Genomic DNA, 8,886 nt, shown 5'->3' on the forward strand with positions numbered 1-8,886 from the left:
CGATTTATAACAGGCAAATAATATGGTAATCGAGTGGCTAAAATTTCAAGTACCTCCCGAAAAGTGGGAGGCGTTTATTTTGCGAGATGAAGAAGTTTGGACGGCCGGACTAAAAGAAATTCCCGGTTTTTTGGGCAAAGAAATTTGGGTGGATGCGGTGGAAAATGAGGTGGTGATTTTGATTCGCTGGGAAACTAGGGAGAAGTGGAAGTCGGTGTCGCAAAGCACCATAGATGAGCTGGATGCCCAAATGGGCGATTTGCAAATTGCGATCGCCGAAAGTCGCGAATATCAAGTTCGCAATTTATTGCATTAGTTAGTCAGCAGTCAGTTGCTCGTGTTAATTTGTGAAAGATTAATCATGCGTTTTACCTTGATTTTACCGCAGACATCGATTCGGTATTTGGTGTGAAGGGCGATCGATCTTGGTAGAATCATCGCACTGTTTGGTATTTGGTGTTAGGGGCGATCGCACTTTCATTTTACGCGATCGGTCATCAGAAACAAGAAAGGGCGATCGCTGTTTGTTTTGATGGGGCGAGATCCTTCATCCTTACTCTGGCGATGTTAAGATCCAGGATTCCAACTCAAATGGCTGAACTGCCTGAATGCGTTGGAAGTCTCGATCTGCAGTCACTAGGGTGAGTTGATGCTGGATTGCAACGGCGGCAATCCACAGGTCATTTTCGCCGATGCCCAATTGAGTCATGTTGGTTCTACGGCGTTGGGCTTTGTCTTTTGGGGCGTAGCGATCGAAAACTGCCGCTTTAAGATTGCCGTAAATTTCGGCGGTGGTTTCGTCGATGGGGTAGATGTATAGCCCAAGCAGGAAGCGTTGAACTAGGGCAAGATTTACCTGTCGTTGTTGTGATCGCGCCGCCATGTCAATCAGTTCACCCTTGACGATGGTGCAGGTGGCGATTGACTCATCCCCAAGGTTGGCAAGGCGATCGAGTAATTGAGTGTTCCCTAGTAGGGCATAGCTACAATGGTTGGTGTCGAGGAGAAACATTATTCAAAGGGATTGGGGCTGTAGTCAAATTCGGTTTCGCCGCGTGAGTTTTGGACGGCTTCTAGACATTCTTGGAAGTCGTCGCCTGACCAAGTGCCGATTGTCTTGAGGTGAGCGAGGAAGGATTTAGCAGATGTGATAGAAGGTTTGGTTGAGAGAGATTTCATGAAGCTGAGGGCTTCGGCAAGTCTTGTACTGGGCAAAGCTTCGATTGCTTGGAGGAGTTGTTCTTTGATTGTCATAGGGTGTGCCGGGGTTCTTGACTTATGGCGATCGCTCTTTCATTTTAGGCGATCGCTCATCTGAAAAAACAAAGGGCGATCGATCTTTCTTTTAATTCAAGCATCGAACTCATACAATCATCGCACTGTTTGGTATTTGCTGTTAGGGGCGATCGCACCACCCCTTGCTTTCCACCTATGCAACCACAGATAACCTAGAAACTTTCGGATCTGATTTGTTGTGCTGTGTACGCTACCTAGACAGTGACAGACTTGGCAATTTTTGCCAGCAATCGCAACGCTTCATTGACAGAAGCTGAGTCTCGAAATATTTCTGCTACGTCTGGATCGAGAATCACAACATTACTTGATTTCATATAGGCTTCATAGTATTTGCCACGGACACCACCTGAAAAATCGTATTCAGGTCTCATCTCGTCATTAATTGTTACTTCAGGTTCCTGACTCATAGCTTTTTCTCTCTTGTCGGGTGGCTAAACGGGCGCTGATTAAACGCACTTCACCTTCTCGTTCTGTATGGGACACAACAAAAAGGCGCTGTAAATTTGATTGACCGATCGTTAAAAGATGGAACTCACCTACAGAGTGGTTAGGGTCAGAAATTGTAATAGCCAGTGGATCTCCGAAGACAGTGACAGCTTCTTCAAAAGACACACCATGCTTTTTGGCATTACTAATCGCTTTGTTTGAGTCCCACTGAAACTTCATATATCTATTCTACTCTCAAGCAGAAGTGGGAGGTTGGCAATTGCCTAGCTTACTTCTGTATTTTACTATTTAGGGCAAAATGGCGAAAATCAAAAATGTCAATGTGACTGACTTCTAGGAACTCATAGACTCTGAGGAATGTTGAACTGCTGCTGTAGCGCTGTCATAGCTCTCTCTGCTGGGATTCCTTCACCTCGATCGAAGCTTTCGAGTCCTTTGCGGATGCCGATGATAGCTTCGAGGTAGTCGATACGCTCCAGCAGTTGTTCGTAGGTATTGAGTTGGGGGTTTGGAATGGATTTTAACGATCGTACCAAACTGAGAAGATCCGCAAGCAGTTCGTCAGGGGTGCTATCGATTTCTTGGATGAGGAGTTCTTTGATGGTCATCGCGGCATCTCACGAGGATTGATACTTTGATTGTAACGGCGATCGCTATTAGTTTTGATGGGCGATCGCTCTTGCTAGAATAATCGCAGTGTTGGGTATTTGGTGTGAGGGGATCTCGCGCTCCCTTGGACAAGCCTTGCAAGATCGCGATCGCACGCTACGCAATCTGCCCGCTCAATGGCAATGATTTTGAGATATACTTGTACCTAAATATAGGAGGTAAACTTTACACTTTGAGTTTAGATCCGAGTAGTTTAGATGAAATTCGAGAAGATATCGCTAAAATTGCCAGTCGCTATGGGGTCTTTCAATGTGTTGAATGCAGTCAGGCTATCAAAGAGTTCTTGACAATCAGAAACCTAAATGGTAAGCAGATTAAACTGGATTTAGAAAGGCAAGACCTACCTTGGTCAGTGATTTATGATTTACGACGACAGCAGCAAATTGCTACTAATGGCTACCATCAAGGGATATCAATTACAATCGACGAACAGGAAATTGTGTTTGATAATATAGATTGTAGTGGCGTGACTCGGCAGGAATGGCTACAAAATTTAACATCACCTACTCTGGAACTGGGTATGGGAAGTTTTAAGATTATAGAAGAGGAATTTTGAGCAGCAAAAGTTACAGTTATTTTCAAAAAAATGAGGTTAAAAATGCACGATTTATATACGCTGATTGAGAAAATTAAGAAAGCTCCTTCAATGTACTTGGGACGACATTCAATTATTTGTCTTCAGGCTTTTTTATCGGGTTACAGCATTGCTAAATATGACTTAGGAGAACAGCCAACGAAACAAGATAGCGATTTTATGCAGTTTCCTGAGTGGATACGAAAAAGATTCAACGTGCAGACTAGCCAATCTTGGGCTAACGTCATTCTGTTTTATTCGGAGGATGAAAGCAAAGCACTCGATCGGTTTTTTGAGCTGTTAGATGAGTTTATCGCTCGTCATTCTTCGGGTGATGCTTTAGGCGAAGCGGGATTGGATATAGAGGAAAAAGTGCAAGTTTTCAGGAGTTGATAGAAAGGACGATCGCTCTTGGTAGAATCATCGTACTGTTTGGTATTTGGTGTGAAGGGCGATCGCTCTTTTATTTTAGGCGATCGCTCATCAGAAACAAGAAAGGGCGATCGATATCTGTGCAAGCATTTCACTGTTTAGTATTTGCTTTGGTGAAGAGTTTTGAGGTAAACTAGAATTGCTCAAAGTTTCTGGAGTCTGACATGGAAACAATGAAACTGATCTCGCATATTGGAAGCGATGGCATATTGCTTCTCCAAATGCCCACTGAGTTTAAAGATACTTCTGTTGAAGTGGTAGTAGTTGTAAAGAGTCTACCCTCAGAGGAAATTAAGCCGAAGTATAACGCTTGGGGAAAACTGACTACTAAAAAATCAATTCAAGCAGCAATTGCGAGAATGGTACAACTGCGGCAAGAAATTGCCTTGGATAAAAGCTCAATCCGTTCCATGATTGAAGAAGGGCGAAGGTTTTAATGCAGTTTGTATTGGATTGTTCTGTAGCCATTAGTTGGTGCTTAGTCGATGAAGAGAACGATTATGCCAATGCTATACTCGCGATGATGCCAGATTGCGAAGCATTTGTACCAGGCATTTGGTCGCTAGAAGTTGCTAATACTCTCCTGGTTGCCGAGCGACGCAACCGCATGACAACCGAGCAATCTGAGATAGCTATTACTTTGTTACAATCACTTTTAATTCAAGTTGATGACGCCACGGATAGCAATGCACTATCGTCAACTATAGTATTAGGAAGACAAGAAGGTTTAGCTGCTTATGATGCAGCTTATTTAGAGCTAAGCTGTGGAGCATTTAAATCAGTAACGAGGCTAGTAGGGTGCGTCAGCTAGAACCCTTACGCTGAAACGGAAAACCTTAGATGCTGACGCACCTTACGCAAGTCCTTTAAATGCCGAACAGCTTAGCTCTACGATTAGAATTGCCGATCGCAACTCTTGATAATCGCTTGGCGGAAGCGGCAACTCGCTGCGGTGTGGGGTTGGTAGCTGTTGGTGGAAAAATGCCAGAGACGGAGCCGTAATGCAATTGACAACAGATAATTGCTGCATTGGTTTCATGCGATCGCTCTTTTATTTTAGGCGATCGGTCATCTGAAAAAACAAAGGGCGATCGGTCTTTCATTTTAGGATATTCCTCATCAGAAGAAAGAAAGGGCGATCGCTCCGGGTTGAAAAAATAGTCAGGGCGATCGATCTTTCATTTTAGGCTCTAGATCGTCTGAAAAAAGAAATAGCGCCTTGGAAACCGTTATTTTTCAATAACTACTGTTCTAGTAATCAAATCATGAAGTGCCTGATTATTATCAGTGAAAGGAACTGAAAGAAAGTCAACTAAAACTAATACAGTGAATAACACAAAACAGAAATACCTTCCGGTTGCTCGGCCAAATGAAATTTGATTTTCATTTAGGTCAGATACAATAATTCCAAAAGCTCTTTTACCGAGTGTTGCCTGTCTAGGAGAACTATGATTTATCGAGTGGTAAGGCCAACCCACAATAATAAATATCAACCAAAATAGTTGATCGCTAGCTCCTGTAGAGGTAGTCGTAATGTCTTTAAATAGCGCTGGAAATAGAGCTGGAATAAAGACTGCTACTAATCCATAGATGATTGAGGTTAAGACCAACCAGATAATCAAGTCAAGGAAAAAAGCCAAGGAGCGCTTTCCAATGTTCGCATACCGCATTTCTAAAATCCTTAAATCTACTATTTGATAGTTCTCCTAGAGTTCTTATAAATCATAAAATTTTTCATAAAAAAATGTTCTATTTTGCCTAGAGTTTTACTCTGGTTTTACAGTGTTTAATCTATTTTAATACATTTTTGTACAAAAATGTATTAAAAAGTAGTAAAATGTGAGCTATAATACATAAACTATTTCAATTTTCTTGAAGCGATGAATTTTAAAGAAATGTTAAAGCTGGCTGATGGGATAGTCTTCGAGAAAACGGGTCAACACCTTGACGATTTACAAGCAGCGGTACTGCGGGGAACTCTACAACGCGAGACATACAAGCACATAGCCAAAGATTTTGACTGTTCTGAAAGTAGCGTTCGGCAAGTCGGATCGCAATTATGGCAGATACTTTCAGAAGAGTTGGGAGAAGATGTTAATAAAACGAATGTTCGATCGGCAATGGAGAGGTTGCAAGTCTCCTTATTTTCCAATGTCGTACAAGATTATGTCGGAGTTGGTAGCATTAACATCTGTGGAGAAGGTAGACACCCGCCAGATATCCCAAACTCACACCCACCAAGTCAGGAAACAGCTAACCCACAGCCAACCAAAACTTTGCATCAAGATTTAAGCGAGATGCCGGAGTTGGGTAATTTCTTCGATCGCACTTCCTCACTCCAAACCCTCACAACCTGGATTCTACAACAAAACTGCCACCTCATCACCCTCACTGGTATCAGCGGAATCGGCAAAACATCCCTAGCAGTACAACTCGTACAACAAATCAAACACGAGTTTGAGTACGCAGTTTGGTACACCCTAGACGAATTCCCCACCATCGATAAATTTCAATCTAACCTAATACAGCTTTTTTCCCAGTCAGAAAAACAAGATTCATCCCCAACAAACCAGAAACGCTTACCGCTGATTAAGTATTTGCAAAAGCATCGCTGTTTAATAGTCTTAGATGACATTCACAACCTTTTCTGTAGCGGCGAATTGGCGGGAAAATATAAACCACAATACGAAGAATATCGCTCTTTATTCAAACAGATAGAAAAATTATCCCATCAAAGTTGCTTTCTGCTAATCGGTTGGGAACCGCCGAAAGAAGTTCCTCAACTCACCAGCGAAAATACTCCCATTCGTACTTTACAACTCACTGGCTTAGACACCGCAGCCGCCGGAGAAATTCTCAGAGATAAAGGATTAGCAGAAATCGATAACTGCGAAGCACTCATTCACCGCTACCAAGGCAATCCGTTATGGTTAAAAAGCGTGGCGACTTTGATTCAAGAGTTGGGAATCGGCGCGAATGACTTATTAATAGATGATACCATATTGTTACCCGAAGATTTAAAAGATGTTTTACAGCAGCAGTACGATCGCACTTCCGAACTAGAAAAACAAGTCATGTCATTGTTGGCGACAGAAAACCAGCCAGTCAACGTCGCCAAATTGCTACAAAACGGACAAATATCATCATCCGATTTGCTAAACGCATTGCAATCTCTATCGCGGCGCTGCTTGATCGAAAAAGAAGCAAGTTTTTACACTTTGCCACCTGTACTGAAGCAATATATCAAAACTCGACGATCGCAATTAACAAACATCGACAGTGAATAAACATTTCAAACAACACCGCTTGTCAACTCTTGTTTCCTCAAATTCGGCAACAATGCCAAAACATCCAAATACCACCACCAACGCTGAGGTGTAATCTCCTCAAATTTGCGCTTCTGCATTAAATCCACAAATCTCGACAACTCCTCATAAAACTCCCTTGCTTGTTCAACTAACCGTCCATCGGCATTTGCTAATAAACCTTTCTCTTCCTCACTCAGTTGAGATTCAACTTTTGCCAACTCATCTCTAAGTTGCAACATTTCTAAATGTTCAGCCCCACTCACATCAGGAAATTCAACCATTACACAATAGTTTTTTACCAAAGTATTCATAACAAATCCTTAACTAAACCTACATAAATAAACATTGAATTAGCCAGGTAGCTTTCCGGTTCCTTTGGAGGAAAAGCCGTTTCTAAAACTCCATCCAAGCCCATCATTACCAGCCATATTGTGTTATTTACACTGCTGGTAACTGTCGGATAAAACGTTTCTCCGTAGACATACACATAAACTTTAGCATCAGCATCCCTGACAATTAAACTGATAAGTCCATTATATTCTTCAATGGTCGCATCCGGCCCTAAATGACCTAAATTAATCCTTTTGAGTAAATGAGACATTGCTTTTCCAGGTTTCCAGAGAATTCCGTCTCTCACCCGCTCAATTGCCTGCACAATCTCTAATTGCCTACCTTCATCAAAAATCAACTTTAACCTTACCGGAGAAAAACTGAACTGCAAACAAATATATCATAACCTATTGGGCATTATGGCAAAATTGCTACAAAACGGACAAATATCATCATCAGATTTGCTAAACGCCTTGCAATCTCTATCGCGGCGCTGTGCGAGCGAAAAACAGGAAAGTCTTTACACTTTGCCACCTGTACTGAAGCAATATATCAAAGGGTTGTAACGGAGATGTCGCACCAATATCAATAAGGGGCTTTTTCGTGGGTGGGGGCGGGTTTACGAGATTGTTCGTTTTAGGCAATTATTGTTGGTGAACCCGCCCCTACAAATTTTTGACAGAGGGTAAGATTTCAGTTATACCCAATCCGGCTTAAATACCTCCTTTATTTCTTAGTCTGCAGAGGCAGACTTTGTTTGACAAGAAGCGGTTTCAACCGCCCCATCATAAAGAGTGGTGACTGTGCTATCATAGAATACAAAACTTATTGAGTCGAGTTATATGACCACAATAACTACAGTCACAACAGCCTCCAAACTCGCTGATTACTACCTCTGGTTTGCGAATGATGTAGGATCCTATCTCAGCAACCACAAGCTACAAAAACTCTTGTACTACGCCCAAGCATGGTATTTAGCCTTTGAGGATACACCGCTTTTTGATGAAGATTTTGAAGCTTGGGTGCACGGGCCAACTATCCCGGCTTTATTTTATGAATACAAAGAACAATTTGACTGGAAGCCAATTCTGAAAGAAGTCGAAAAACCCGAATTTCCCGAAGAAGTACAAGAGTTTTTAGACGAGTTAGCTGACGATTATTTCTTCCGGGACGCTTATGAGTTAGAATTGATGGTGCGACGTGAAGACCCTTGGATTAATGCTAGAGGTGAGTTGCCAAGAGATGAACCTTCTCATGCTATTATTACGAAGGAATCAATGCGAGAATTTTACAAAACCCGTGTCATCGAAGAAGCATAAAAAAAGACAAGATACAGATATTCGTCGTCAGCCATCTTCCGCACCGAGAGAGGTTGTCAAAATACAAATACCGGAAGGAGTTAGTTTTTCTTTCAGGTATTATCAGGATGATAAAGATAAGTTTTCACTAGGCGGTAGAGATGCTAAGTATCTAGCATCTTTACTGAGAAGGCTGCGCGATTTGTCACAATTGAACGCTCAAGAAATTATCAATAATCAAAGTAAAAGTCTGCGCTGTCATGGCATAGTTTGGAAAAATACTACTGAACCTAATGGCTTTGGGATTCCCAATGAAGATATCCTAATCAATATCCCCTACCAGTTTCAAATATCTGCTAATGAATACGGCAGAGTGCATGGATTTTTTAGTGAAAATGTTTTTTATATTGTCTGGCTAGACCCAGACCACAATCTTTACAGTTGAAATTATAGCCGAAGGAAGAAGGAAGAAGGAAGAAGGAAGAAGGAAGAAGGAAGAAGGAAGAAGGAAGAAGGAAGAAGGAAGAAGGAA

The 8,886-nt window shown here is 41.9% G+C and carries 18 protein-coding genes and 1 pseudogene; 10 read left to right on the forward strand and 9 right to left on the reverse strand.

The genetic code is table 11. The annotated features are described in order from the left end of the window. Window positions 1-22: 22 nt before the first annotated feature. A complete protein-coding gene (locus QUA00_RS28965; protein ID WP_333412003.1) occupies window positions 23-316 on the forward strand; it encodes a TIGR03792 family protein in 294 nt (97 codons plus the stop codon). Window positions 317-553: 237 nt separating this feature from the next. On the opposite strand, the gene QUA00_RS28970 is transcribed toward QUA00_RS28965, so the two are convergent. From QUA00_RS28970 to QUA00_RS28990, 5 genes are all read right to left on the reverse strand, one after another. Further along, a complete protein-coding gene (locus QUA00_RS28970; RefSeq protein WP_333309910.1) occupies window positions 554-1,012 on the reverse strand; it encodes a type II toxin-antitoxin system VapC family toxin in 459 nt (152 codons plus the stop codon). After that, window positions 1,012-1,254: a hypothetical protein gene (locus tag QUA00_RS28975; RefSeq protein WP_333309908.1), complete on the reverse strand. Its 243-nt coding sequence runs from the start codon at window positions 1,252-1,254 to the stop codon at window positions 1,012-1,014. Before QUA00_RS28975 ends, QUA00_RS28970 begins: the two co-directional genes overlap by 1 nt. 236 nt (window positions 1,255-1,490) lie before the next feature. Then, window positions 1,491-1,703: a hypothetical protein gene (locus tag QUA00_RS28980; RefSeq protein ID WP_106147613.1), complete on the reverse strand. Its 213-nt coding sequence runs from the start codon at window positions 1,701-1,703 to the stop codon at window positions 1,491-1,493. Then, window positions 1,687-1,962, reverse strand: a complete 276-nt coding sequence (locus QUA00_RS28985) for a BrnT family toxin (protein ID WP_333309905.1) — start codon at window positions 1,960-1,962, stop codon at window positions 1,687-1,689. The genes QUA00_RS28980 and QUA00_RS28985 overlap by 17 nt, the downstream gene beginning before the upstream one ends. 122 nt (window positions 1,963-2,084) lie before the next feature. Continuing rightward, a complete protein-coding gene (locus tag QUA00_RS28990) occupies window positions 2,085-2,351 on the reverse strand; it encodes a hypothetical protein (protein ID WP_333309903.1) in 267 nt (88 codons plus the stop codon). 104 nt (window positions 2,352-2,455) lie between these two features. Here QUA00_RS28990 and QUA00_RS28995 point away from each other — a divergent pair, with 104 nt between their 5' ends. From QUA00_RS28995 to QUA00_RS29015, 5 genes are all read left to right on the forward strand, one after another. After that, window positions 2,456-2,968 carry a papain fold toxin domain-containing protein gene (locus tag QUA00_RS28995; RefSeq protein WP_333309900.1) on the forward strand — a complete coding sequence of 171 codons (513 nt, stop codon included), beginning with the start codon at window positions 2,456-2,458 and terminating at the stop codon, window positions 2,966-2,968. A gap of 42 nt (window positions 2,969-3,010) precedes the next feature. Further along, window positions 3,011-3,379, forward strand: a complete 369-nt coding sequence (locus tag QUA00_RS29000; RefSeq protein WP_333412004.1) for a hypothetical protein — start codon at window positions 3,011-3,013, stop codon at window positions 3,377-3,379. Window positions 3,380-3,397: 18 nt separating this feature from the next. Then, window positions 3,398-3,520 carry a hypothetical protein gene (locus QUA00_RS29005; protein ID WP_333412005.1) on the forward strand — a complete coding sequence of 41 codons (123 nt, stop codon included), beginning with the start codon at window positions 3,398-3,400 and terminating at the stop codon, window positions 3,518-3,520. A 62-nt stretch (window positions 3,521-3,582) separates the two neighbouring features. Beyond that, window positions 3,583-3,855, forward strand: coding sequence for a hypothetical protein (locus tag QUA00_RS29010; RefSeq protein ID WP_333412006.1), 273 nt, complete (start codon window positions 3,583-3,585; stop codon window positions 3,853-3,855). Continuing rightward, complete coding sequence (locus QUA00_RS29015) at window positions 3,855-4,229, forward strand: type II toxin-antitoxin system VapC family toxin (RefSeq protein WP_333309889.1); 375 nt, start codon at window positions 3,855-3,857, stop codon at window positions 4,227-4,229. Before QUA00_RS29010 ends, QUA00_RS29015 begins: the two co-directional genes overlap by 1 nt. Before the next feature lie 55 nt (window positions 4,230-4,284). Here QUA00_RS29015 and QUA00_RS29020 read toward each other — a convergent pair whose 3' ends face one another. Together QUA00_RS29020 and QUA00_RS29025 are read right to left on the reverse strand one after the other, a co-directional pair. After that, window positions 4,285-4,521: a hypothetical protein gene (locus QUA00_RS29020; RefSeq protein ID WP_333412007.1), complete on the reverse strand. Its 237-nt coding sequence runs from the start codon at window positions 4,519-4,521 to the stop codon at window positions 4,285-4,287. A 126-nt stretch (window positions 4,522-4,647) separates the two neighbouring features. Continuing rightward, complete coding sequence (locus tag QUA00_RS29025) at window positions 4,648-5,088, reverse strand: RDD family protein (protein WP_333412008.1); 441 nt, start codon at window positions 5,086-5,088, stop codon at window positions 4,648-4,650. A 210-nt stretch (window positions 5,089-5,298) separates the two neighbouring features. Here QUA00_RS29025 and QUA00_RS29030 point away from each other — a divergent pair, with 210 nt between their 5' ends. Continuing rightward, window positions 5,299-6,705: an NB-ARC domain-containing protein gene (locus QUA00_RS29030; protein ID WP_333412009.1), complete on the forward strand. Its 1,407-nt coding sequence runs from the start codon at window positions 5,299-5,301 to the stop codon at window positions 6,703-6,705. A gap of 5 nt (window positions 6,706-6,710) precedes the next feature. On the opposite strand, the gene QUA00_RS29035 is transcribed toward QUA00_RS29030, so the two are convergent. Continuing rightward, a complete protein-coding gene (locus tag QUA00_RS29035; RefSeq protein WP_333231175.1) occupies window positions 6,711-7,037 on the reverse strand; it encodes a hypothetical protein in 327 nt (108 codons plus the stop codon). Further along, entirely contained in the window at window positions 7,034-7,414 is a 381-nt protein-coding gene (locus QUA00_RS29040; protein ID WP_333412010.1) for a hypothetical protein, read from the reverse strand. Before QUA00_RS29040 ends, QUA00_RS29035 begins: the two co-directional genes overlap by 4 nt. Before the next feature lie 61 nt (window positions 7,415-7,475). On the opposite strand from QUA00_RS29040, the pseudogene QUA00_RS29045 reads away from it, so the two are divergent. The 3 genes and pseudogenes from QUA00_RS29045 to QUA00_RS29055 all read left to right on the forward strand — a co-directional run. After that, a pseudogene (locus QUA00_RS29045) lies at window positions 7,476-7,622 on the forward strand (ATPase); the annotation flags it as partial. A 276-nt stretch (window positions 7,623-7,898) separates the two neighbouring features. Continuing rightward, window positions 7,899-8,375, forward strand: coding sequence for a type II toxin-antitoxin system antitoxin SocA domain-containing protein (locus QUA00_RS29050; protein ID WP_333412011.1), 477 nt, complete (start codon window positions 7,899-7,901; stop codon window positions 8,373-8,375). Further along, a complete protein-coding gene (locus QUA00_RS29055) occupies window positions 8,356-8,799 on the forward strand; it encodes a hypothetical protein (RefSeq protein WP_333391854.1) in 444 nt (147 codons plus the stop codon). Before QUA00_RS29050 ends, QUA00_RS29055 begins: the two co-directional genes overlap by 20 nt. Window positions 8,800-8,886: the final 87 nt, after the last annotated feature.

This window comes from Microcoleus sp. T2B6 (assembly GCF_036700475.1).
In the GTDB taxonomy this organism is placed as follows: Bacteria; Cyanobacteriota; Cyanobacteriia; order Cyanobacteriales; family Microcoleaceae; genus Microcoleus.

Bases quoted from the DNA above. Each gene is read 5' to 3' on its own strand.
- QUA00_RS29010 (WP_333412006.1), top strand. From the start codon at position 3,583: ATGGAAACAATGAAACTGATCTCGCATATTGGAAGCGATGGCATATTG.
- QUA00_RS29000 (WP_333412004.1), top strand. From the start codon at position 3,011: ATGCACGATTTATATACGCTGATTGAGAAAATTAAGAAAGCTCCTTCA.
- QUA00_RS29025 (WP_333412008.1), bottom strand. From the start codon at position 5,088: ATGCGGTATGCGAACATTGGAAAGCGCTCCTTGGCTTTTTTCCTTGAC.
- QUA00_RS29015 (WP_333309889.1), top strand. From the start codon at position 3,855: ATGCAGTTTGTATTGGATTGTTCTGTAGCCATTAGTTGGTGCTTAGTC.
- QUA00_RS29030 (WP_333412009.1), top strand. From the start codon at position 5,299: ATGAATTTTAAAGAAATGTTAAAGCTGGCTGATGGGATAGTCTTCGAG.
- QUA00_RS28965 (WP_333412003.1), top strand. From the start codon at position 23: ATGGTAATCGAGTGGCTAAAATTTCAAGTACCTCCCGAAAAGTGGGAG.
- QUA00_RS29020 (WP_333412007.1), bottom strand. From the start codon at position 4,521: ATGAAAGACCGATCGCCCTTTGTTTTTTCAGATGACCGATCGCCTAAA.
- QUA00_RS28985 (WP_333309905.1), bottom strand. From the start codon at position 1,962: ATGAAGTTTCAGTGGGACTCAAACAAAGCGATTAGTAATGCCAAAAAG.
- QUA00_RS29050 (WP_333412011.1), top strand. From the start codon at position 7,899: ATGACCACAATAACTACAGTCACAACAGCCTCCAAACTCGCTGATTAC.
- QUA00_RS28990 (WP_333309903.1), bottom strand. From the start codon at position 2,351: ATGACCATCAAAGAACTCCTCATCCAAGAAATCGATAGCACCCCTGAC.
- QUA00_RS28980 (WP_106147613.1), bottom strand. From the start codon at position 1,703: ATGAGTCAGGAACCTGAAGTAACAATTAATGACGAGATGAGACCTGAA.
- QUA00_RS28970 (WP_333309910.1), bottom strand. From the start codon at position 1,012: ATGTTTCTCCTCGACACCAACCATTGTAGCTATGCCCTACTAGGGAAC.
- QUA00_RS29035 (WP_333231175.1), bottom strand. From the start codon at position 7,037: ATGAATACTTTGGTAAAAAACTATTGTGTAATGGTTGAATTTCCTGAT.
- QUA00_RS28975 (WP_333309908.1), bottom strand. From the start codon at position 1,254: ATGACAATCAAAGAACAACTCCTCCAAGCAATCGAAGCTTTGCCCAGT.